We start from the raw sequence: 24284 nt of genomic DNA, 5'->3' as shown, positions 1-24284 counted from the left end.
CTGTTCATGGCGATGCCGTCAGATCGTAAAGACAATATTTTCAGTATGGACGGACCACAGAATCGGATTGGAAAAAGGTGATTTCATCTCCGATCATTGTGCGAAAGAATGCACATGTAAGGTGCGAAAGTGTTTTTCCATCGGGTCATTGTCTTGAAATTTACCTGGGGCGTGGGTAAACAGGCGAATGTAAGGGAAATCACTGATAGTACAGGGCAAACCAGGTGCTGCCTGGCGGTGTTTTTGACCAAATGGACAGCTTTTACACCCGATAATGTTCCTCGACTATTTACACAGGCCCATATTTTGTAGTTACCATATGGTGTCCGTATCCGGTTTAAATGGGGAAAGGCGCACACAGTCCCGGACAAACCAACAAGGAACGGGTATTGTTTTTCGATGAGGGAGTTCCGCCGTCTCGGGCATTGGCGGGATATAAAACAAAATAAGAGAATCAAGCAACAGAAGGGCATCGGAATGAAAAAGCTTCTGACCACAATGGTCGCGGCTGTCGCGTGCTATGCTACGGTGGCGTCGGCTGCCGAAATCAAGCCGGCAGTTGTCTATGATCTGGGCGGCAAATTTGACCGTTCCTTTAATCAGAGTGCCCATACGGGTGCTGAAAAATACAAAGAAGATACCGGTACCGCGTATCGCGACTTTGAAATCCAGAATGATTCCCAGCGCGAACAGGCGATGCGCAACTTTGCACGCCGCGGCATGAACCCGATTGTCGTGATCGGTTTCTCGCAGGCCAGTGCCCTGGAAAAGGTTGCTGCCGAATTTCCTGATACCGATTTTGCTATTGTTGACTCGGTTGTCGACCTTCCGAATGTCCAGTCCATTCTGTTCAAGGAACAGGAAGGCTCGTTCCTGGTTGGCATCCTGGCGGCGATGGCCTCGAAAACCCACAAGGTCGGTTTTATTGGCGGTATGGATATTCCGCTGATTCACAAATTTTCGTGCGGTTATACCCAGGGTGTCAAACATTCTGATCCCAACACCGAAGTTCTGGTGAACATGACAGGCACCACGGGGGCCGCATGGAACGATCCGGTAAAGGGCGGCGAACTGGCGAAATCGCAGTTCGATCGTGGTGTTGATGTTGTTTATCATGCAGCAGGCGGCACCGGTGTCGGTGTCTTGCAGGCAGCTGCCGATGCCGGCAAGCTGGGTATTGGTGTGGATTCCAACCAGAATGCGCTGCATCCGGGGTCGGTTTTGACTTCGATGCTCAAACGTGTGGACGTTGCCGTCTATCAGGCCTTTGAAGATGCCGCCAATGGCAAATGGCATTCCGGCACGACGGTTCTTGGCCTGAAGGAAGGCGGTGTTGATTGGGCTCTCGACAAGAATAACGAGAAGCTGATCACCGACGATATGAAAGCTGCCGTTGCCAAGGCAAAAGAAGAAATCATCGATGGCTCGCTGAAGGTTCATGATTACATGACTGACAGCGCCTGCCCGATGTAAGCGATCTGACAATCGGGGATTAGACGTGTCAGATACGATGCACGCAGCGCACGGTACCGGGGCAACCGGTACCGTGCCGCCCGCCATTGAACTGCGCGGTATTGATAAGCGGTTCGGGGCGGTTCACGCCAATAATTCAATTGATCTGAAAGTAGAAAAAGGCACGATTCACGGCATTGTCGGTGAAAACGGTGCCGGTAAATCAACATTGATGAGCATCCTTTACGGCTTTTATCAGGCCGATGCGGGAACCATTCATGTTGACGGGAAGCTTTGCGACATTAAGGGATCGGAAGACGCCATTGCCGTTGGCATCGGTATGGTGCACCAGCATTTCATGCTGGTTGAAACCTTTAGTGTTCTGGAAAACGTGATTTTGGGTGTTGAGGGCGGCGCTGTTCTGCGTGAAGGCGTGGACAAAGCCCGCGAGGAATTGCGCCGGCTTGAACGCGAATACTCCCTGGATATCGATCCTGACGCCGTTGTCGGTGAATTGTCGGTCGGGTTGCAGCAACGCGTTGAAATTCTCAAGGCCCTGTATCGTGGCGCGGAAATTCTGATTCTCGACGAACCAACCGGTGTGTTGACACCACAGGAAGCCGACCATCTGTTTCGCATTCTTGAAACCCTGAAGCAGCAGGGCAAAACGGTGGTTTTGATCACGCATAAGCTGCGTGAAATCATGGCGGCAACCGATAATGTTTCGGTGATGCGCCAGGGCGAAATGGTCGCACATCGCCACACCGCCGAGACCAGCCCGCAGGAACTTTCTGAATTAATGGTGGGGCGTAAGGTTTTGTTGCGCCTGGAAAAAGGCGAAGCCAACCCGCGCGATACCATTTTGCAGGTTGAAAATCTGTGTGTTGAGACCACTACCGGCGTGCGCAAGGTCAAAAATGCCAGCTTTTATGTCCGTGCCGGTGAAATTGTCGGTATTGCCGGGGTTTCGGGTAACGGGCAAAGTGAATTGCTGGAGGCATTGGGCGGTATTCGTTCGGTCAGCGAAGGCCGGGTGATTTTGAACGGCCAGGACGTGACACCAGGGCGCGGGGTTGGCCCGGCCGAACTGCGCCAGCGTGGTGTTGCCCATGTCCCCGAAGATCGCCATCGTATGGCGATGGTGACGGCCTTTTCCGCCGAGGAAGCAGCCATCCTGGGATATCAGGATGACAAGGCCTATCAGAAGGGCTCGTTGCTTGACTGGGGCAAAATTGCCGATGCCACCCGGCATATGATGGACGAGTTTGATGTTCGCCCGGCAGACCCGCATTTGAAGGCTGCCAATTTTTCCGGCGGGAACCAGCAAAAACTGGTTCTGGCACGCGAAATCATGCGTGATCCCGATTTGTTACTGGTGGGGCAGCCAACCCGTGGTGTCGATATTGGCGCGATTGAATTTATTCACAAACGCATTGTCGCCATGCGTGATGCGGGCAAGGCGGTTTTGCTGGTGTCTGTCGAGCTTGACGAGATCATGTCGCTGTCCGACCGGATTTTGGTGATGTGCGATGGCTATATTATTGGCGAGGTCAATGCCGCCGATGCAAATGAACGGGTATTGGGCCTGATGATGGCTGGTGTTGATCCGAAACAGGCCGAAGCGGAGGCCGGGAAATGAGTGATACCATCCAACTTCCGCGCTGGATTGATGTTGGCGTTTTGCCGCTGATGAATCTGATGCTGGCCTTTCTGATTTCCGGCCTGGTGGTTATGGCGATTGGTGAAGACCCCAGCGAGGTTGTCCGCATCATGCTTTATGGTGCGTTCGGCTATGAAGAGGCGGTGGGCTATACGCTGTATTACACCACCAACTTCATCTTTACCGGCCTTGCCTTTGCGGTGGCCTTTCATGCCGGGCTGTTCAATATCGGTGTCGAAGGTCAGGCCTATATCGGCGGGCTGGGCGTGACGCTGGCGGCCCTTTATCTGAACTGGTTGCCTTTTCCGGTGATGCTGGTGGTCAGCATTCTGGCTGCCGCCATTTTCGGCGCGGCCTGGGCCTATATTCCGGCTTATTTGCAGGCACGGCGCGGGTCGCATGTGGTAATTACCACCATCATGTTTAACTTTATTGCCTCGTCGCTGATGGTTTATCTGCTGGTCAATGTGTTGCGGCCGCAAGGATCGATGACGCCGGAAAGTGCCGCAATTGATGAAAATCTGACCCTGCCTTACATTCATAATATGGCCGCCTGGTTTGGCATTGATATGGCCAGCAGCCCGTTGAATTTTTCCTTTGTCTATGCGATTGCCTGCTGCGTGCTGGTGTGGCTGTTTATCTGGCATACACGCTGGGGCTATGCCATTCGCACGGTGGGGGCGAATGCGGCTGCCGCGACCTTTGCCGGGATTGAACCGGGCCGGTACATTATTCTCGCCATGATGATTTCGGGCGGACTTGCCGGTTTCATGGCACTTAACGAAGTTATGGGGGTTCAGCACCGTTTATTGATCGACTTTACCGCGGGTTACGGCTTTGTCGGTATTGCCGTGGCGTTAATGGGGCGCAATCACCCGTTTGGCATTTTCCTTTCGGCCCTGTTGTTTGGCATGCTCTATCAGGGCGGGGCGGAGCTTTCGTTTGAAATTCCAACCATTACCAATGACATGGTTGTGGTTATTCAGGGTCTGGTCATTTTGTGCACTGGTGCGCTTGAACATATGTTCCGCCCGCGCGTGACACAAATGTATACAGCCTGGCGTCTTCGCCAGCGTGCGCAGGAGGCTGCATAATGGATAATTTCCAAATGGTCGTCCTGTTGCTTGATGCAACGATGCGGACATCCACCCCGCTGATCCTGGCCGCCCTTGCTGGTATGTTTTCCGAACGGGCAGGGACGATTAATCTGGCCCTGGAAGGCATGATGCTGGGCGGGGCCTTTTCAGCCGCCTGTGTGGCCTATTACACCGACAGTCACTGGCTGGGGCTTGGTGCCGCGGTCCTGACAACAATCGCCTTGTCTTTGTTGCATGGTTTCGCCTGTATCACCCATAAGGGCAATCAGGTTGTTTCGGGCATGGCGATCAATATTCTGATGTCGGGCCTTACCGCTCTTGTCGGGATTGCGCTGTTTTCCCAAGGCGGTAAAACCCCCGCACTGGACCATGAAGCACGGTTTCAGCCCATTACCCTGCCAGGGGCCGATGCGGTTGCCAATGTCCCGGTATTGGGGTCTTTGTATTCCGAACTGTTAAGCGGCCATAATATCCTTGTTTATGTGGCATTTTTGGCCGTACCGGCATCCTGGTGGGTGCTGTATCGCACGCGGTTTGGTTTGCGCCTGCGCGCTGTGGGTGAAAATCCGGGAGCTGTCGATACGGCAGGCATCAGTGTTGTGGCGATGCGGTATCGTTCGGTTCTGTGCAGCGGTTTTCTGGTGGGCATTTCCGGGGCGTATTTGTCAACCGCGCAAGGGGCATCGTTTTTGTCCGATATGACAGCGGGCAAGGGTTATATTGCGCTGGCCGCAATGGTCTTTGGCAAGTGGCGCCCGTTTCCAGCCATGTTTGCCTGTATTCTGTTCGGGTTTCTGGATGCGGCGGCAACGCGGTTGCAAGGGGTTTCCGTGCCCGGCATTGGCGAAGTTCCGGTGCAGCTTGTGCAGGCCTTGCCTTACATTCTGACGGTTATTCTGCTGGCTGGCTTTATTGGTCGCGCTGTTGCCCCCAAATCCTTGGGCCGTCCCTATGTCAAGGAACGCTGATTTTTGATTTTGTCGGGTTAAGCCCTGTCTGGATGTTCTATGACTGATAGTAATTCTGCTTCATTGGCTGTTGGTTCTGTAAAATCTGTAGCCCCCTCCGATCTGGTGGCGGCAGCACAGGCGGCACGTAAAAATGCCTATGCCCCTTATTCCAACTTTTTGGTCGGGGCGGCCTTGCGCACTGAAAACGGGGCCATTATTGCGGGCTGCAATGTTGAAAATGCCGCCTATCCTGAAGGCGTTTGTGCCGAAGGCGGTGCGATTTCGGCAATGGTTTTGGCAGGTGAACGTAAAATTACGGAAATTGTGGTGGTAGGCAGCGGCGATGTTGCCTGTACCCCGTGCGGCGGATGCCGTCAGAAAATCCGCGAATTTAGTGGGCCAGATGCCAAAATTTACATCATCAGCGAAGAAGGCAAAACCCTTCTGACCCTGAGCCGGGAAGAGCTGATCCCGCATTCTTTTGGACCGGAGAATTTGTCATGAGCAATGTTAAAGCTGCCCTTGCCGTGATTAAACAAATGGCACCCGCCTTTAACGCGGATGTTGCCCTGGTTCTGGGAAGTGGTATGGGCGGCGTTGTTGATGCAATCAGCGAAGCCATTCACATCAACTATGCCGATTTGCCCGGCTTTCCCAGGCCAACGGTTGAAGGACATGGTGGCAAGCTGGTTTTGGGCCGCATTGGCGCGGTTTCGGTTGCTGTCATGCAGGGGCGTGCCCATTACTACGAACATGGCCGTTCAGATTTGATGGCGGAACCGCTTGAGGTGCTGCGTGAACTGGGGGCGGGTCAGCTTATTCTGACCAATGCCGCTGGTTCGCTCCTGGCCGAGGCAACACCAGGCAATTTGATGCTGATTACCGACCATATCAGCCTGTTTGGCCCCAACCCGTTGATTGGGTATCACGGCGCAGATCGTTTCGTGGATATGAATGTGCCTTATGACCCTGAAATTGGTGCCGGGCTGCATCATACGGCAGCAGAGCTTGGCGTTCCCCTGTTTGAGGGGACTTACGCCTGGTGTACCGGCCCCAGCTTTGAAACACCGGCGGAAATCCGGGCGTTGCGGGTGATGGGGGCCGATGCGGTTGGCATGTCTACGGTACCGGAAAATATTCTTGCCCGTCGTCTTGGTTTCCGGGTTGCGGCGATTTCAAACATCACCAACCTTGCTGCCGGGATGAGCAAAACCGCCCTGAGCCATGAACAGACCCTGGAAATGGCCAAAGAGGGATCGGCAAACCTGATACGTATTTTGCTGCGTTATTTCGCCCAGGCAAGATAACGCGATTACCCAATTCATCTATGATCGGGCGGGCTGTATGGACATGTCCGCCCGGATTTTTAACCATCTGCCGAGCAGGGGAACAATATGCTGCCGCAGGAAATTATTCGCCGCAAACGTGAAGGCGAAGTTTTAAGCGAAGAAGAAATTGCCTTTTTTGTCAAAGGGATTGCTGATCTTTCTGTGACGGAGGGACAGGTTGCCGCCTTCGCAATGGCGGTGTTTTTCCAGGGCATGAGCATGGATGAACGCGCCGCACTGACCCGCAATATGCGCGATTCCGGCACGGTGCTGGACTGGAAAAAGCTGGGACTGGAAAACGGCCCGGTGGTGGACAAGCATTCTACCGGCGGTGTGGGGGACAAGGTTAGCCTGATGCTGGGGCCGATTGTGGCAGCGTGTGGGGCCTTTGTGCCGATGATTTCGGGGCGTGGCCTGGGCCATACCGGCGGGACGCTCGACAAATTTGATTCCATTCCCGGGTATCGTACCGCACCCGACCTTGCCGAATTTGCCAAAGTCACCCGCGAGGTTGGCTGCGCCATTATTGGTCAGACAGCCGATTTGGCACCGGCAGATAAACGTTTTTACGGCATTCGCGACATTACGGCGACGGTTGAATCCATTCCGCTGATTACCGCTTCGATCCTGTCGAAAAAGCTGGCAGCGGGGCTGGATGCGCTGGTGATGGATGTCAAATTTGGCTCTGGCGCGTTTATGAATGAATATGACCGTGCCCGTGAACTGGCGCAAAGCATTGCCGAGGTCGCAACCCGCAATGGGGTGCCCACCACGGCCCTGTTGACCGATATGGACCAGGTTTTGGGCGAAACTGTTGGCAATGCCCTGGAAATGAAAGAGGCGGTCGATTTTCTGACCGGCAAAAACCAGGAACAGCGGGTTTATGATGTGACCCTGGCGCTGGCCGCCGAAATGCTGGCATTGACCGACATTGCCGATGACGTGGCCGACGGGTTGCAAAAGGCATCGGCAGCATTGACGTCAGGGCGCGCAGCCGAGGTCTTTTCACGCATGGTATCGGGCCTTGGTGGACCTGCCGATTTTGTTGAAAATATCGACAAATATCAGGAGGCAGCGCCCAAGGTTGCAGAGATTGGGGCCGGTAAAACCGGTCGGGTTCTCTCGATGGATGCCCGCAAGGTTGGTCTGGCGCTGGTGGCCCTTAAGGGGGGGAGAACCCGTGCGGATCAGGAAATTGATCATGCGGTTGGCTTTACTGATTTTGTCCATGTGGGGCAGACGGTTTCGGCAGCGTCGCCGCTTTGTGTTGCCCATGTGCGTGATGACGCCCAATTGCAGCTTGCCGAAAAAATGTTGCATGATGCCATTGTCATTGGCGATGGCGATATTGCGCAAACCGGTACCGATGCCGCTGTGCGTGAACGTATCGTCGCACGTCGCAATGGCGACTGACGCTTTGTTGTTGCCGCTTTAAAGACCAAGACCCGGACCAGTCACAGTCCGGGTCTTTCTGTTTGTCTGATAAAGTTTTGTCCCTCAGGCGGCATCGGCCTTGATCAGTTCGGCGGCCTTTTCCGCAATCATGATGGTTGGGGAATTTGTATTGCCCGAAACAATAGTCGGCATGATCGAGGCATCGGCAATGCGAAGCCCGGCAATGCCATTAAATTTCAGGGCAGGAGAGACTACGGCATCCGGGTCGGTCCCCATACGGCAGGTGCCCACCGGGTGGAAAATGGTGGTGCCAATGTCGCCGGCGGCCTTTGCCAGGTCATCATCGGTTTCATAAGATGGTCCCGGTTTGAATTCCTGCGGGTTATAGGGTTGCAGCGCCTTTTGCGCCACAATTTGTCGCGTTTGGCGAATGGCATCAATCGCAACCTGGCGGTCGCTTTCGGCCGACAGGTAATTTGGCGCAATGGCGGGCTGGGTTTTGTAATCCGGGTTGGTTAGATGGATTGATCCCCGGCTGTCAGGACGCAGGTTACAGACACTGGCCGTAAAGGCCGGGAAGGGATGTACGGAATCGCCAAATTTTTCCAGCGACAAGGGTTGCACATGATATTGCAGATTGGGCATGTCGTAGGCGGGCGATGATTTGGTGAACATACCAAGCTGGCTGGGGGCCATCGACATGGGGCCGGACTGGTTAAACAGATATTCCAGCGCAATCGCCGCCTTGCCAAACAGGGAATTGGCCTGTTCGTTCAGGGTTTTGATGTTCGAGACCTTAAAGGCGCAACGCAATTGCAAATGGTCCTGCAGGTTTTCCCCGACCGCGCGGTTTTCATGCACCACATCAATCCCGGCCTTTTGCAAAACATCGCCCCGGCCAATGCCGGAAAGTTCCAGAATATGTGGTGAACCAACCGACCCCGCTGATAAAATCACTTCGCGGCGGGCGCGCACCGTGCGAATGCTGCCGTGATGATCAAATTCCACCCCAACGGCCCGGCCATTTTCAAGGATCAGGCGGCGGACCTGGGCATGGGTTTGGGTTTTCAGGTTGTTGCGGTTTTGTGCCGGGCGCAGAAACGCCTTGGAAGTATTCCAGCGAATACCCCGACGCTGATTGACCTTGAAATAACTGGAGCCTTCGTTGTTGCCCCGGTTGAAATCGTCAATCTTGGGGAAACCCGCCTGTTCGGCGGCATTTTGGAAGGCATCGAGAATATCCCAATGCAGGCGGGCTTCTTCAACGCGCCATTCACCGCCTGAACCGTGAAGTTCATCTGCCCCTTTGTAATAATCCTCGGACTTTTTAAACAGTGGCAGTACGTCATCCCAGCCCCAGCCGGTGCAACCCGACTGACGCCACTGGTCATAATCGGTGGATTGGCCGCGCATATAGATCATGCCATTGATGGAGGAACAGCCGCCCAGAACCTTGCCACGGGGATAGGAGAGGGAGCGCCCGTTCAACCTGGGTTCGTTAATGGTTTTAAAGCACCAGTCAACCCGGGGATTGCCAATGCAATAAAGGTAGCCCACCGGGATATGGATCCAGGGGTAACGGTCCTTGCCGCCGGCTTCAAGCAGGAGGGTGGTGGCATTTTCAATTTCGGAGAGGCGGTTGGCGAGCGTACAGCCCGCCGATCCTGCACCAACAATGATGTAGTCAAACGTTTCGTCAGTCATGAAAAGGGGCCTTATTGCTTGGTTCGCAGACCCAGACGGGCCCCAAGACGCGACGCATTGAATTCACCAATGATGCCGCGACGGAAAACCAGAACGCAGATCATAAAGATCAGACCGGTCAGAACCGTTACCGGGAAAGAGGAAGCCGCCAGATAGTTTTGCAACGTAACAACAAAACCGGCACCAAAAATGGGACCAAAGATGGTGCCAATACCACCCAGAAGCGTCATGAGAATGACTTCCCCCGACATTTGCCAGGCAACGTCGGTCAGGGTGGCAAACTGGAACACCAGCGTTTTGGTCCCACCTGCCAGCCCGGCCAATGCCGCAGACATGACAAAGGCACCCAGTTTGTAGCGATTGACCGAATAACCCAGCGAGATGGCACGGTCTTCGTTTTCACGGATGGATTTCAGGATCATGCCAAAGGGGGAATGGACAATGCGCCAGATGGCAAAAATACCGATAACAAAAACACCCAGCACGAAGAAATACATGTTGAGCGGTTCGTTCAAATCGATAAAGCCAAACAAATGACCGCGCGGAACGCCCTGAAGACCATCTTCACCATGTGTAAATTCGGCCTGCAGGCAGAAAAAATAGAACATTTGTGCCAGGGCGAGTGTGACCATCGCAAAATAAATGCCCTGGCGGCGAATGGCGAAAAAGCCCATCACCAGGCCCAGCAGGGCAGCACCGGCAACCCCGACCAGAATGCCCAGTTCCGGTGGAAATCCCAGTTCCTTGACTACATAACCGGTAAAGTAGGACGCACCGCCAAAAAAAGCGGCATGGCCAAAGGACAGCAAACCCGTGTAGCCCAGCAGCAGGTTAAAGGCGCAGGCGAACAGGGCAAAGCACAGTACTTTCATCAGAAAGATCGGATAAAAGACAAAGGGTGCGACCAGCAGGGCGATAAAGGCGACAGCCAGCAAGGCAAGCTGAATGCGGGTGCCGGTATTGTTCGTGTCCGTTGATGTTATGGTGGATGTATTCATTTCACGCTTCCCGACCAAACAGACCGGCAGGCCGGACCAGAAGAACCAGTGCCATAATGACAAAGATCACGATGTTCGAGGCTTCGGGGTAGAAAACCTTGGTCAGGCCTTCGAGGATGCCCAAGGCATAACCGGTAATGATGGCCCCCAGGATCGATCCCATGCCGCCAACGACGACAATGGCAAAAACCACAATAATCAGGTTGGAGCCCATAAGCGGGCTGACCTGGTAGATGGGGGCAGCCATGATCCCGGCCAGTGCGGCCAAACCTGCTCCAAGGCCATAAGTCAGGGTTAACAGCAGCGGCACATTAATGCCAAAAGACTGGACCAGGATCGGGTTTTCCGTTGCCGCACGCAGATAGGCACCAAGACGGGTTTTTTCGATAAGAACCCAGGTTCCGATACATACGATCAGCGAGGCAACAACAACCCAGCCCCGATAGATCGGCAAATACATAAAGCCCAGATTAACCCCGCCGCTGAGGATTTCGGGGGTGGCGTAGGGCTGCCCGGAAGAGCCGTAAAAATACCGGAAGGTACCCTCAACCACCAGTGCCAGCCCAAAGGTAAAGAGCAGACCATAAAGATGGTCCAGATTGTAAAGGCGACGCAGCGCAAAGCGTTCCACGACGATACCGGTAAGTCCGACAATGACGGGGGCAAAGATCAGGGCAAACCAGTAATTAACGCCCAGCCAGGTGAGCAAGAGCATCCCGGCAAAGGCCCCCATCATATATTGCGCACCGTGGGCAAAGTTAATTACGCGCAGCATGCCGAAAATAATCGCCAGGCCAAGGCTGAGCATTGCATAGAAAGACCCGTTGATCAGGCCGATCAGCAATTGTCCCAGAAACGCCTGAATGGGAATTCCAAAAATCATAATCACGGCGTTTAAACTCCTAGAACCTCGTGCAGCATATCCATACGCGCTGGCAGTTCGTCCGCATCAAAGCCTGCGGAAACAAGACCATGTTCCATCAGGTAAAAACGGTCGGCGATCTTGCTGGCGAAGCGGAAATTCTGCTCGATCAGCAAAATGGTCATGCCGCGCTGTTTCAGGGTTTGTAAAACCTCGCCAATGCGCTGGACAATGACCGGGGCCAGGCCCTCTGTCGGTTCGTCCAGCAACAGCATATCCACACCTATGCGCAGCATCCGGGCCATTGCCAGCATCTGCTGTTCGCCACCCGAAAGCTTGGTGCCGGAACTGGTTTTACGTTCATAAAGGTTGGGAAACAGATCGTAGATTTCCTCGATGCTCATGCCGCTATCGGAAATTTTCGGCGGCAGCATCAGGTTTTCTTCAACACTGAGGCTGGCGAAAATACCCCGTTCCTCGGGCACAAAGCCAAGGCCGGTTTTGGCGGTTTTATGCAGGGGCAGGCGCATCAGGTCATGGCCGTTAAATTCGATTTCGCCGGTGCGTTTGCGCAATATACCCACGATGGAACGCAAAGTGGTGGTTTTGCCAACGCCGTTACGTCCCAGAATGGTCACGGTTTCGCCCCGGCGAACATTTAAATTAACCCCGTGCAAAACGTGGCTTTCGTCATACCAGGCATTCAAATCCCTGACGGACAGAAGGATTTCCCTATCACTCATCGTCTGTCCCCATATAGGCAACTCTTACGCGTTCATCGTTGCTGACGGTGTCATAATTGCCTTCGGCCAGAATTTCGCCGCGTTGAAGCACGGTGATGTGGTCACACAAATCGGCAACAACCTTCAGGTTATGTTCCACCATCAAAACAGCACGGCTACGCGCCACTTCACGAATGATCTCTGCCACACGCCCCACATCTTCCTGGCCCATGCCAGCCATTGGCTCGTCCAGCAGCAGGACCTTTGGGTCCAGTGACAGGGTGGTGGCGATTTCCAGCACGCGTTTGCGACCATAGGAAAGGTCGGCAGCGTAGCTATCAATATCCTTTTCCAGCCCGACAGAGGTTAAAAGCGCCATCGCGCGATCATTCAGGCGATCAAGCGTATCCATCGATCGCCAGAACTGGATGGCAAGATGGTTGGGGCGTTGCAGGGCGACACGGACATTTTCCAGAACCGTCAAATGCGGAAAAACAGCCGAAATCTGGAAGGAGCGAACCAGGCCCATGCGCGCTACATTGGCGGGGGGCGTTTTGGTAATGTCCTGGCCCAGCAGAGTAATCTTGCCACTTGTCGGTTGAAGAAACTTTGTTAACAGGTTGAAAACAGTGGTTTTGCCTGCGCCATTCGGACCGATCAGCGCATGCACCCTGGCGTGTTCAACATCAAGGTTGACATTGTTGACCGCGGTAAAGCCACCAAAATCGCGGCGGAGGTCACGGGCGGAAAGAACCACCCGTGCCTCGTTCGCGTTTTGCGACATACCGGGATTTAGACGTTCTCCGGTTGCCATCATGTCTTATTGCGCCAGTGCGCAGCCGCTTTCGGACGGTTTGATGAAGGCCTTGTCACCGGGCACGGTATCAAGAACCTTGTAATAGTCCCAGTCGCCCTTCATTTCGGACGGCTTTTTGACTTCCATCAGATACATGTCATAGATCATGCGACCATTGGCACCGACTTTGCCGTTGGGGGCAAAGACGTCATGAACCGGCATTTCATGCAGCGCCTTGGAGACGGCCTCGGTTTCATCCGTGCCGACTTCCTTGATGGCCTTGAGATACTGAAGAACAGCCGAATAGGTGCCTGCCTGGATCATGTTGGGCATACGGCCGGTACGATCATGGAAACGCTTGCCAAATTCGCGCGATTCATCGTTGCGGTCCCAATAGAAACCTTCGGTCAGGGACAGGCCCTGTGCGGCCTGGGCCCCCAGGCCATGCACTTCGGCCAGGGTAAACAGCAGGGCAGCAAGGCGCTGACCGCCCTGAACGATCCCAAATTCCGATGCCTGTTTGATGGCATTGGCGGTATCAAGCCCGGCATCGGCCAGGCCAATGACCTTGGCACCCGATGCCTGTGCCTGAAGCAGGAAGGACGAAAAGTCGGTGCTTGACAGTGGATGACGGACCGAGCCCAAAACCTTGCCACCATTGTCGGTGACGAATTTAGCGGTTTGCTCTTCCAGCGAATAGCCAAAGGCGTAGTCTGCGGTCAGGAAAAACCAGGTATCACCGCCGTTTTTAACCAGTGCGCCACCGGTGCCAACCGCAAGCGCATGGGTGTCATAAGCCCAGTGAAAACCATAGGGGGAGCATTGTTTGCCGGTCAGTTCCGTTGTGGCGGCACCGGTTACAATGTCGATTTTTTTCTTTTCTTTGGAAATGCCCTGAACAGCCAGTGCCACTGACGAGGTGGTCAGCTCCATGATCGCATCAACCTTGTCCTCGTCATACCATTGACGGGCAATGTTGGCGGCGACATCAGGCTTGTTCTGGTGGTCTGCGGTAATAACGTCGATTTTTTTGCCCAAAACGGTGCCGCCAAAATCCTCGACGGCCATTTTTGCGGCTTCATAAGACCATTTGCCGCCAAAATCGGCATAAACACCAGATTGGTCATTGAGAATACCGATTTTAACAATATCATCGGAAACACCGGCGGCATAAGCCGGAAGCGCAGTCGCGGCCACCATGACGGCAATGGATGCCATCGCGAGTTTCTTCATCTGGGGTTCCTCCCTAACTGAACCATGTTGTTACCGCCATTCACATAAATGGCGGGGACGTTCCTGTTTTTCCGACCACTGTTTTGACCGCAGGTCAATTGACAGCGGCGGAAGACAGGCAATGGATAGGCGTACACTGTGCCGTGTACTTGTTTATTTTTGTTACGCACCGGAAGGTTGTTTCGATGCCCTGATAGTCTCCGCCTGCGATTGTTTTCAGGCAAGCGGGTTATTGTTTTGTTGTTCGATGTGAACGCTAACATTGACCAAAAGGTCAACAAATATATAATTTTGGACAATATCTGTACAAAAATGAACAGAACGGTCGGATGAACAATTTTTCCTGGGATGATTTGCAGTATTTTCTGGCGGTTGCGCGTGACGGACAGTTATCGGCAGCCGCAAGGCGATTAAGGACAAGCCATGTTACGGTGGCACGGCGTATTGACCGGCTTGAACAGCGATTGGGGGCAAAACTGTTCGAGCGAAATCCGCGCGGATATGTATTGACGCCGCTTGGCGCGCGCCTGATGTCGCCAGCCGAGACAATGGCCCAGGAGGCCGATAAACTGCTTGGTGAGGTGGGGACGGGGGCCTTTGCGCTCAGTGGTGTTGTGCGGTTTAGTGTTCCGGAAGGATTTGGCAATTTTTTCATTGGGGAAAAGCTGCCTTTCTTTGCCAAACGCCATCCGAGCCTGTCGATTGAAATGGTCAATATTCAGCAGATCGTTTCGCTTTCACGACGCGAAGCCGATATTTCCGTGGCCCTAAACACGCCCAAAACAGGGTCCTATCACCGCGAGAAAATATCGAGCTACGCGCTTTATGTGTATGCGTCACGCCAGTATCTGGCAGAGCACGGGCCGGTTACAGACCGGTCGCAATTGGCGCTGCATCCGTTTATTGGCTATATCGAGGATATGATTTTTACCCAGGAGCTGAACTATCTGGGGGAATTATTGCCCGGACTGCGCGCCAGCTATCAAAGTTCCAGTGTTTTTGCCCAGTTAAAGGCGACACGGGCCGGATTTGGATTGTGCATTTTGCCCTATTTCATGGCGGTTGCCTTTGATGACCTGGTGCCGGTTTTACCTGAAAGCGTAAGGATTATGCGCGATTACTGGATGGTTTGTCATAGCGACATGATCAATGTTGCCCGGATTCGCCTGTTGGCAGACTTCATTCGCGAACAAACCCATGCCGCCCGCGGTTTGCTGACAGCGCAAGCCATGCCTGCCATCACCGGAACCTAACAGAGCAAGCATTGTTCATATGGCCTGCTTGCTGGGGCAATGCCCGGGATTGTCAAACAAGGTGGTGCTGTGACGAAATGTTGTACGACAGGAGATTTCGGGTTTTCGAGGCAGCACGGTCTTGCATCTTTTGTGCGATCCCCGCATGTTAGAGGGTGCAAATATAATCATGACAGGTCATTTTTAGCATCATGTTTATTGGTTTGCAGCGAAATGAAAACAAATACAGATAACGTCACATCGCCGCATCGGAGAGAAAATGGGTAAATTGGACAGGCGCCGCCGCGAAATTCTGGAAAAGGTTGCTGTTAGCGGTTTTATGACCATCGATGCACTGGCGACACATTTTGACGTTACCCCGCAAACCATCCGCCGCGATATTAACGAAATGGCCGAAGAAGGGCTGATTGCGCGTTATCATGGCGGGGCGGCGAGCCTGTCAACAACAGAAAATACAGCCTATACGGATCGTCAGGTGCTTAATCTGGAGGCGAAACGCAAGATTGCCCATCTGGTGGCCCGGCATATTCCCGAGGGTGCATCGCTTTTCATTAATATCGGGACGACGACCGAAGAAGTGGCGCGCGCCCTCTCGGAGCACAAGAATCTTAAAATCATCACCAACAACCTGCATGTTGCCGAGATTTGTGCGGCCAATCCCGGTTTTGAGGTGATTATTGCGGGGGGTGTTGTGCGTCAGCGTGACTTTGGCATTATCGGTGAAGCGACAATCGATTTTATCAGCCAGTTCAAGGTTGATTACGCCATTATCGGTATTTCGGGTGTCGATGAAGATGGCAGCCTGATGGATTTTGACTATCGCGAAGTGCGTGTCGCGCGCGCCATCATTTCCAATTCCCGCCAGACATTCCTGTGTACCGATATTTCCAAATTTGGCCGACGGGCAATGGTTCGGTTGGGCCATCTGTCAGAGGTGGACGCCCTGTTTACCGATATTGCCCCCGGAAAATCGTGGGAAAGTATTCTGGAGCAGGCGGATTTGTCGGTTTACTGCGCGGACTGATTGCAGCCGCGCATCAGGCGGCGGATTTTCAGGCAACCAGATGCTGGCCGCGATTGCGGGTCCGCATGGAAATAGGACCTTGCGCGGAGCCTTTGAGCATTTGTGCCAGGTGGTCGTTTTGCGCAGCAGAGATTTCGTCCCGTTTGCCGTGCCAGTAGACCTTTCCTTCGTGCATCATGGTCAGAAAATCGTAGCGTTTTTGGGCGATTTCCATGTCGTTGGTCACGGTAATGACGGTGGTGTTCTGCTTTCGGGCGATGGTGTCGATCATGTTTTCAATATGATTGGACAGTACCGGGTCCAGACCTGCCGTCGGGTTATCAAGCAACAAAATTTCCGGGCTGTTGGCAATGGCACGGGCAATGCCAACACGTTTTTGCATCCCGCCAGACAGGTCGGACGGGTGCAATAACGCACTGTCGGCATCCAGTCCGACCAGGCCAAGCAATTCGACAGCACGATCTTTGGCCTGCTTACGGCCGAGAGTGCCATTCTCGATAAGTTGAAAACACACATTTTGCCATATCGGCAAGCTGTCAAACAGGGCATTTTGCTGAAACAGCATGCCAATGCGATCCGCCCAGTTTTCCTGGTTGTTATCACTGCTTTTTGCAATATTGACACCGTCGATCAGAACATTGCCGCTATCGGCGCGATAAACGCCCGCCAGACATTTTAGCAGAACACTTTTGCCTGCAGCCGACGGCCCGATGACCGCCATTTTTTGTCCGCGATCCAGCGACAGGCTGACATGATCCAGTGCGATAGTGTCGCCAAATTTCTTGACCAGATCCTTGATCTTCAAAAAAGGCGAGGTCGCGTTTGCCGGGCTTTGGGCTGTATCGTTGGGCAATGTCATGATGCAATCAGTGTTATTCATAAAATGATGGCGCGATAGTCGCTGCTTGGCGGGCAGGGCGCAAGGACGAAATGTGCAAAAAGAAAAACGGCCCCGAATTCACCGGGGCCGTTTGACTGTTTAAAGCCGGATTTGTGTCTAGTGAGACAGAATTTGGCTTAAGAACAGTTTTGTGCGTTCGCTTTTCGGATTGGCGAAGAATTCACGGGGTTCGCCCATTTCAACAATCTCGCCGGCATCCATGAAAACAACGCGGTCGGCAACTTCCTTGGCAAAGCCCATTTCGTGCGTCACGCACAGCATGGTCATGCCTTCTTTTGCCAGTTCAACCATCACATCAAGCACTTCCTTGACCATTTCCGGGTCAAGGGCCGAGGTTGGCTCGTCAAACAGCATGATTTTCGGCTGCATGCACAGGGACCGTGCAATGGCCACACGCTGTTGCTGCCCGCCTGAAAGCTGGCCCGGATATTTATGGGCCTGTTCGCCAATGCGCACACGTTCCAGGTAGTGCATGGCAAGTTCAACGGCTTCCTTTTTCGAGGTTTTGCGAACCCAGATTGGCGCCAGAGTCAGGTTTTCCAGCACGGTCATATGCGGGAAAAGGTTGAAGTGCTGGAACACCATGCAGACTTCGCGGCGCACGGCTTCGATGTTTTTGATATCGTCCCCCAACAGGATGCCATCAACCGTGATTTCACCGGTTTGATAGGCTTCCAGACGGTTCAGGCAGCGAATAAGGGTTGATTTCCCCGAGCCGGAAGGGCCGCAAATGACAATACGTTCGCCACGGCGGACCGTAAGATCAACATCCTTGAGAACGTGAAAGTTGCCATACCATTTATTGGCCTTGTTAATGGTAATCACGTCTTCGTCGGACGGCGGCGGAGCAACATTTTTGTTGAGTTCAGTAGCATTCATTTTGTTTTCCTCTCTCCTCACCGGCGTTCGCCCTTGCGCAATTCTTTTTCAAGATATGCGGAATAGCGGGCCATCGAGTAACAGATCAGGAAGAAAATCGCCGCAGCGAAAAGATAACCTTCGACATAGTATTTCGTCCAGGCAGGGTCACTGCGCAGGGCCAGTTTTACCCCTCCCAGAAGGTCGAACAGACCAATGATCACGACCAGGGTTGTATCCTTGAACATCGAGATAAAGCTGTTAACCGTGGGCGGAATAACCAGACGCAGCGCCTGCGGCAGAATGATAAGGCGCATGGACTGCCAGTAAGACAGGCCAAGGCTGTCACCAGCTTCAAACTGGCCGCGCGGTACTGCCTGCAGACCACCACGGAATACTTCGGCCAGATAGGCCGCCGTAAACAGGATGATCCCGATCTGGGCACGCAGAAGTTTGTCGATGGATACGCCCTCGGGCAAAAACAGCGGGAACATGACAGATGCCATGAACAACACTGTAATCAGCGGCACACCACGAATAACTTCGATATAAACCACCGAAATGGTTTTGATGGCCGGCATGTGTGACTGACGGCCAAGGGCGAGCAGCAGTCCAAGCGGGAATGCGAAAACGACGCCGATTGTCGAGAGGATCAGGGTGAGTGGCAGCCCCCCCCATGAACTGTTCTGAACATAGGTGAGGCCTAAAATACCCCCCCACATCAGGATGGCGATGGCAGGGATGCCAAGCCCCCACATTGGCAAGACAAGCTTTTGCAGGCGCGGGTATTTGACACTTGCCAGACTGGCAATGATAATGCCGAGCAAAATGACCATCGCCAGCAACGGACGCCACTGTTCATCATAGGGATATACCCCAAAAATGATCAGGCGCAAATTGGCGTTGACAAATCCCCAGCACGCACCGGAAACGGCGCGGCAGGCCTCGATGGAAGGGGTGAGTGTGGCTTTGACAAAGGCCCATTCAAAAATCGGCGGGACAATCCAGACGACAAAGGCAATGGCGAGAATTGTCAAGACGGAATTGAACCAGCTGTTAAACAGGTTCTTGCGCACCCAGCCAATTGCACGCTGGCTCGATGTGCCACTTGGGCCGGGTGGAAGTTGGGTACTTGTTGCCATGTTACCTCTCCACCAATGCCATTTTATTGTTGAACCAGTTCATGAACAGCGAGGTGATCAGGCTGAGACCAAGATAGACAGCCATATAGATCGAGATTGCCTCGATGGCCTGACCGGTTTGGTTCATGGTGGTGTTGGAGACCGAAACCAGATCCGGATAACCGACTGCAACAGCAAGCGAGCTGTTTTTGGTCAGGTTCAGATACTGATTGGTCAGCGGAGGGATGGCGACGCGCATCGATTGCGGCAAAATGATTTTCCGCAGGGATACCGAGCGTTTAAGTCCCAGGCTGTCGGCGGCTTCCCACTGGCCGCTTGGAACGGCCTCGATGCCCGAGCGAACAACTTCGGCAACATAGGTTGATGTATAGACCGTCAGCCCAATGAGAACGGCCAGGAATTCCGGCGAGATATTGTAGCCACCGCGAATATTGAAGCCCTTGAGTTCCGGAATGTCCATTGCGGTTGGGGCGCCACCGGCAAGATAGGCGACCAGAACGAGACCAGCAAAAATACCGACGCTGGCCCAGACAATGGGGAAAGGTTGCCCGGTGGCATCAAGGCGTTTATCGGCCCATTTCTTGACGAAATAGATGATAATCAACGCCAGGATGGCGGCAATGCCCATAAATTCATAGGCATTGTCGGCGACAGGCACCGGAATATAAATGCCACGATTGGTCATCAGGACATCGGGGATGGGTTCCAGTGCATTTCGCGCTGCCGGAAACGCGCCGGGGATGATGGCGTACCAGAAGAAAAGCTGAAGCAGAACCGGAATATTCCGGAATGTCTCGACATAAATCGCCGCCAGTTTGCGGACGATCCAGTTCGATGAAAGGCGTGCAATACCAAAGATTGTGCCAATAATGGTACACAGAACAATGCCGAGAAACGCGACCTTGACGGTGTTAAGCAGGCCGACCAGAAGCGCCGTGGCATATGTGCTTTTCGGCGTATAGTCGATCATGCTTTCGCTGATCCCGAACGATGCTTCCAGGTCAAGGAAGCCAAAACCGGTTGAGATGTTTTGTCGTTCCAGGTTGTCCAGGGTATTGGAAACCAGATACCAGCCAGCCAATATGACAAGTCCGATCGCGATGATCTGATAAATGACAGCGCGAACATTTTCGTCATTAAGGTAATCGGCGAGGCCTTTGGAACGGACACCCCCCGGGGCCTGTTGAGTCTTACTCATCTGTGCCTCAGGTGTAGATTGTATCCAATATTCAGAAGCTATAACGAAAAGCTCCGCCCCGGCAGACATACCAGCGGGCGGAGCTCATTTCGTTTGTGAAGGCCAGGTCGATTAACGGACCGGCAAAGCGTACTGAAGACCACCGTCGGTCCACAAAGCGTTCAGGCCACGTTCCAGGCCCAGCTTTGCGGTTACGTTGGCTTTGTAGCTTTCGCCATAGTTGCCAACCTGTTTGACGATGCGGTATGCCCATTCTTCGTCAACGCCAAGAGCTTCGCCCATCCCCGGCGAGACGCCCAGCAGACGCTGGATGCTCGGGTTTTCGCTCTTCTTCATGTCGTCAACGTTTTCACTGGTAACGCCGAGTTCTTCAGCTTCAATCATTGCCATCAGGGACCAGCGAACCAGGTCTGCCCACTGATCGTCACCCTGTGCGACAGCCGGACCAAGCGGTTCTTTGGAAATGATTTCCGGCAGGATCACATAGTCATCCGGGTTCGGTGCCATTGTCTGGCGAACAGATGCCAGACCGGAAGCATCGGTGGTGTAAACATCACAACGACCAGCAAAGAATGCTGCTGTGGTTTCGTTGATGTTTTCAATCACAACCGGCTCGAAGCTCATGCCCTTGGCGCGGAAATAGTCGGCCAGGTTCAGTTCGGTGGTTGTGCCCGGTTCCACACAGACGGTTGCCCCGTCCAGTTCGGTTGCATGCGAAACACCAAGAGCTTTCGGGACCAGGAAGCCCTGGCCGTCATAGTAGTTAACGCCACCAAAGGTCAGGCCCAGTTTTGCATCACGGGTCAGAGTCCAGGTGGTGTTACGCGACAGGATGTCGATTTCGCCAGATTGCAGCGCAGTGAAACGCTGTGCTGCCGTCATCGGCGTGTATTGTACCTTTTCAGCATCGCCCAGAAGTGCTGCGGCAACGGCACGGCAAACATCAACGTCAAGGCCTTCCCATTTGCCTTCCGAATTTGCAGCCGAGAATCCCGGAAGACCGGTATTCACGCCGCACTGAACGAAACCTTTGGCCTTGATGCCGTCAATCACAGCGCCCGCATGGGCGTTGTTTGCGGCAATGGCAGCAACAGACATTGCGCCAGCGGCCAGGATCGTTTTCATTTTCATTTATGAGCTCCCTCATTAGCAAAGCATCTTTAACGGCTTTGGTAACTTCTATGCCACCCCAGACATGCCAAATTGGCATATCTGTCCTGTCCTTTTGTAAGGACAGCCAAATTAAGGAATTTTAGGACCATATGTGTCAAGAGTGAAAAATGGGTGCGTCGATTTCGCGTTGGTAACATTTGGCTCAAATCGGCATTTCATTGGGTAATCAAATTAGCCCAGGAACAGGATGTGGAATTAGTCAATCAATTTTATTAATTTAATATCAGTGGCTTAGGTTCCTGACTCTTTGGTCAGGTTTGTTGGGTAGTCTGGAGCCAAATTTTTTTCAGCATGTCGCTATATGCGCGAAAAAAATGCAAAAATTTCATTTGTCTAAATTTTGATCTTTTCTGCAACGCGGAATCGAAATGATTTGCCCCTGGGTATTCTATGGTTTCGTGAAGGACAGGTTTTTCGACATTTCGGATAAAAAAAGAGGCCCCCTCGATGAGGGGACCACATGCGATTTCGACGAATCATTGCAGTGCAATGTCTAATCCCGAAGAATTTCCAGGTCGGCGTATAGATCCAGTGCTTCCGGGTTTGCCAGTGCTTCCTGATTCTTTACCTTGCGTCCATGTACAACATCCCGCACTGCCAGTTCGGTTATTTTGCCCGATTTTGTGCGGGGAATGTCATCAACCGCGACGATTTTTGCCGGGACATGGCGCGGTGTACAATTGTTTCTGATCTGCTTTTTGATCCGGTCTCTCAGGGCATCGTCCAGAATCAAATTGGGGCTTAGAACAACGAACAGAACGACGCGCACATCATTGTCCCATTCCTGGCCTATAACGATGGATTCCTGAATTTCCGGCAGTTTTTCAACCTGGCGATAAATTTCGGCAGTGCCAATACGCACACCGCCCGGGTTGAGGGTTGCATCAGAACGACCATAAATGACCATGCCGCCCTGATCATCGAGTTCGACATAGTCGCCGTGGCACCAGACATTGGGGAAGCGGTCAAAATAGGCGTCGTGATAACGTTGACCATCCGGGTCATTCCAGAATCCCACAGGCATGGACGGGAAGGGGGCCGTACAAACCAGTTCGCCCTTTTGATTGAGCACGGGTTTGGCGTCGTCATCATAGACATTCACCGCAAGCCCCAGGGCGCGGGTTTGGATAACGCCGCGCCGCACGGGCAGCACCGGACTGGCAAGCACAAAACAGCCCAGAATATCGGTCCCACCCGAGATGGAGGCCAAATGGATGTCTTCTTTTATATCGCGATAGACATAGTCGAAACTTTCCGGTGCCAGCGGAGAACCGGTTGATGTCATGGCCCGCACTGAAGAGAGATCATGCGTCTCGCGAGGTTTGAGTTCGGCTTTGGCAAGGGCATCAATATATTTGGCCGATGTGCCAAACAGGGTCATGCCTTCGGCATCGGCATAATCAAACAAAATGTTGCCGCTGGGATAAAAAGGAGAGCCATCATAGAGCATGAGGGTTGCCTCGGCGGCAAGCCCGCCCATCAGCCAGTTCCACATCATCCAGCCACAGGTCGTAAAGTAAAAAACCCGATCACCCGATGCAACGTCGCAGTGCATCAGATGTTCGGAAACCTGCTTTAACAGCGTGCCACCGGTACCGTGTATAATACATTTCGGTTTGCCGGTGGTGCCAGAGGAGAACATCACATAAAGCGGGTGATTGAACGCCACCTGTTCAAATTCGATTTTTTTTGCCTCAAAGTGGCCGGTGTAATCGGCATAGGAAATTGCGTTGCGAATGTTGGTACTGTTTGTGCCATCAAAGGCATAGGGGACGATAACAACCGTTTCGATGCTGGGAATGCGATCAACGATGTCTTTGGTTTTTTCGCGGATGTCATGGCTTTTGCCGTTATAATAATAGCCATCCACCGTGATCATGACTTTTGGTTCGATTTGGCCAAAGCGATCCTCGACACCCTGAACGCCAAAATCAGGCGACGCGGAAGACCAGGTTGCGCCAATCGCGGCTGTGGCAAGCATCGCAACCACCGTTTCGGGCATGTTGGGCATATAGCCGCAAACACGGTCGCCTTTGGCAACACCCTGGGCTCGCAGCGCCTGGGAGAATTTGGATACCGCGATATTCAGATCACACCACGACATACGGGTTTTAACCTTGTCTTCCCCCCAGAAAACCAGGGCATCATTTTGATCGTCCCGTCGCAGCAGATTTTCGGCAAAATTCAGACGCGCCTCGGGGAAAAATTTGGCCCCGGGCATTTGATGCGGATTTTCCAGCACCGTTTCGCCCCAGGTTTCAGCTTTAAGCCCGGCATATTCGATCAATGCCGGCCAGAAAGCCTGCATCTCGCGCACTGACCAGTCATAAAGTTCGATGAAATTTTCCAGCCGCAGATTGTGGCGACTGTTCAGCCATTCACGAAAACGCGTCACATTGGCGTTTTGAATGCGTTCCGGGCCTGGTTGCCAAAGAATGTCCGTCATCGTCGATACCTCTGTTTCCTGCGTTGATATTGTTATCTGTTGTCGGGAGCCACGGTGCTGTTGTCTTTGCTAATTCGGTATAACCCTGCCAC

The 24284-nt window shown here is 53.2% G+C and carries 21 protein-coding genes; 9 read left to right on the top strand and 12 right to left on the bottom strand.

Translation table 11 applies throughout. The annotated features are described in order from the left end of the window. Positions 1-477: 477 nt before the first annotated feature. The 7 genes from TH25_RS08825 (at position 478) to deoA (ending at position 7900) form a co-directional block, all read left to right on the top strand. Positions 478-1473, top strand: a complete 996-nt coding sequence (locus tag TH25_RS08825) for a BMP family lipoprotein (RefSeq protein WP_114088068.1) — start codon at positions 478-480, stop codon at positions 1471-1473. A 37-nt stretch (positions 1474-1510) separates the two neighbouring features. Continuing rightward, positions 1511-3091: an ABC transporter ATP-binding protein gene (locus TH25_RS08820; RefSeq protein WP_114088067.1), complete on the top strand. Its 1581-nt coding sequence runs from the start codon at positions 1511-1513 to the stop codon at positions 3089-3091. Further along, on the top strand, positions 3088-4206 hold the full coding sequence (locus TH25_RS08815; protein WP_114088066.1) for an ABC transporter permease: 1119 nt from the start codon (positions 3088-3090) through the stop codon (positions 4204-4206). Before TH25_RS08820 ends, TH25_RS08815 begins: the two co-directional genes overlap by 4 nt. Continuing rightward, positions 4206-5177 (top strand): ABC transporter permease, encoded by a 972-nt coding sequence (locus tag TH25_RS08810; RefSeq protein WP_114088065.1) that lies wholly within the window; start codon positions 4206-4208, stop codon positions 5175-5177. The genes TH25_RS08815 and TH25_RS08810 overlap by 1 nt, the downstream gene beginning before the upstream one ends. A gap of 39 nt (positions 5178-5216) precedes the next feature. After that, the gene (gene cdd, locus TH25_RS08805; RefSeq protein WP_114088064.1) at positions 5217-5663 is read left to right on the top strand and encodes a cytidine deaminase; all 447 of its coding nucleotides are present in this window, start codon (positions 5217-5219) and stop codon (positions 5661-5663) included. Continuing rightward, the gene (locus tag TH25_RS08800) at positions 5660-6466 is read left to right on the top strand and encodes a purine-nucleoside phosphorylase (protein ID WP_114088063.1); all 807 of its coding nucleotides are present in this window, start codon (positions 5660-5662) and stop codon (positions 6464-6466) included. The genes cdd and TH25_RS08800 overlap by 4 nt, the downstream gene beginning before the upstream one ends. Before the next feature lie 87 nt (positions 6467-6553). Next, positions 6554-7900, top strand: a complete 1347-nt coding sequence (gene deoA, locus TH25_RS08795; protein ID WP_114088062.1) for a thymidine phosphorylase — start codon at positions 6554-6556, stop codon at positions 7898-7900. Positions 7901-7984: 84 nt separating this feature from the next. On the opposite strand, the gene TH25_RS08790 is transcribed toward deoA, so the two are convergent. From TH25_RS08790 to TH25_RS08765, 6 genes are read right to left on the bottom strand one after another with little or no spacing between them, the layout of a single operon-like run. Next, positions 7985-9586 (bottom strand): GMC family oxidoreductase, encoded by a 1602-nt coding sequence (locus tag TH25_RS08790; protein WP_114088061.1) that lies wholly within the window; start codon positions 9584-9586, stop codon positions 7985-7987. Positions 9587-9597: 11 nt separating this feature from the next. Then, positions 9598-10584, bottom strand: a complete 987-nt coding sequence (locus TH25_RS08785; RefSeq protein WP_114088060.1) for a branched-chain amino acid ABC transporter permease — start codon at positions 10582-10584, stop codon at positions 9598-9600. Between the two features lies 1 nt (position 10585). After that, positions 10586-11467, bottom strand: a complete 882-nt coding sequence (locus TH25_RS08780; RefSeq protein ID WP_473243022.1) for a branched-chain amino acid ABC transporter permease — start codon at positions 11465-11467, stop codon at positions 10586-10588. 11 nt (positions 11468-11478) lie between these two features. Next, on the bottom strand, positions 11479-12189 hold the full coding sequence (locus TH25_RS08775) for an ABC transporter ATP-binding protein (RefSeq protein ID WP_114088058.1): 711 nt from the start codon (positions 12187-12189) through the stop codon (positions 11479-11481). Then, complete coding sequence (locus TH25_RS08770; protein ID WP_258549105.1) at positions 12182-12982, bottom strand: ABC transporter ATP-binding protein; 801 nt, start codon at positions 12980-12982, stop codon at positions 12182-12184. Before TH25_RS08770 ends, TH25_RS08775 begins: the two co-directional genes overlap by 8 nt. Before the next feature lie 6 nt (positions 12983-12988). Next, positions 12989-14197, bottom strand: coding sequence for an ABC transporter substrate-binding protein (locus TH25_RS08765; RefSeq protein ID WP_114088056.1), 1209 nt, complete (start codon positions 14195-14197; stop codon positions 12989-12991). A 329-nt stretch (positions 14198-14526) separates the two neighbouring features. Here TH25_RS08765 and TH25_RS08760 point away from each other — a divergent pair, with 329 nt between their 5' ends. Both TH25_RS08760 and TH25_RS08755 read left to right on the top strand, forming a co-directional pair. Continuing rightward, the gene (locus tag TH25_RS08760; protein WP_114088055.1) at positions 14527-15450 is read left to right on the top strand and encodes a LysR family transcriptional regulator; all 924 of its coding nucleotides are present in this window, start codon (positions 14527-14529) and stop codon (positions 15448-15450) included. Positions 15451-15709: 259 nt separating this feature from the next. After that, complete coding sequence (locus tag TH25_RS08755) at positions 15710-16474, top strand: DeoR/GlpR family DNA-binding transcription regulator (RefSeq protein WP_114088054.1); 765 nt, start codon at positions 15710-15712, stop codon at positions 16472-16474. A gap of 28 nt (positions 16475-16502) precedes the next feature. Here the strand turns inward: TH25_RS08755 and TH25_RS08750 are convergent, their stop codons facing one another. The 6 genes from TH25_RS08750 to TH25_RS08725 all read right to left on the bottom strand — a co-directional run bounded on the left by TH25_RS08750 (position 16503) and on the right by TH25_RS08725 (position 24192). Continuing rightward, a complete protein-coding gene (locus tag TH25_RS08750) occupies positions 16503-17333 on the bottom strand; it encodes an ABC transporter ATP-binding protein (protein ID WP_114088207.1) in 831 nt (276 codons plus the stop codon). A gap of 138 nt (positions 17334-17471) precedes the next feature. After that, on the bottom strand, positions 17472-18254 hold the full coding sequence (locus tag TH25_RS08745; RefSeq protein WP_114088053.1) for an amino acid ABC transporter ATP-binding protein: 783 nt from the start codon (positions 18252-18254) through the stop codon (positions 17472-17474). A 17-nt stretch (positions 18255-18271) separates the two neighbouring features. Continuing rightward, on the bottom strand, positions 18272-19375 hold the full coding sequence (locus TH25_RS08740; protein WP_114088052.1) for an amino acid ABC transporter permease: 1104 nt from the start codon (positions 19373-19375) through the stop codon (positions 18272-18274). A gap of 1 nt (position 19376) precedes the next feature. Then, complete coding sequence (locus TH25_RS08735) at positions 19377-20573, bottom strand: amino acid ABC transporter permease (RefSeq protein WP_114088051.1); 1197 nt, start codon at positions 20571-20573, stop codon at positions 19377-19379. Positions 20574-20684: 111 nt separating this feature from the next. Next, complete coding sequence (locus TH25_RS08730; RefSeq protein WP_181847502.1) at positions 20685-21704, bottom strand: amino acid ABC transporter substrate-binding protein; 1020 nt, start codon at positions 21702-21704, stop codon at positions 20685-20687. Between the two features lie 535 nt (positions 21705-22239). Beyond that, positions 22240-24192 (bottom strand): acetoacetate--CoA ligase, encoded by a 1953-nt coding sequence (locus tag TH25_RS08725; RefSeq protein ID WP_114088050.1) that lies wholly within the window; start codon positions 24190-24192, stop codon positions 22240-22242. Between the last annotated feature and the right edge of the window lie 92 nt (positions 24193-24284).

It is taken from the genome of Thalassospira profundimaris, assembly GCF_003326755.1.
Taxonomy (GTDB): domain Bacteria; phylum Pseudomonadota; class Alphaproteobacteria; order Rhodospirillales; family Thalassospiraceae; genus Thalassospira; species Thalassospira profundimaris_B.
Note: the sequence above shows the minus strand (reverse complement) of the source record. Positions and strands in the feature narration are given on the sequence as shown.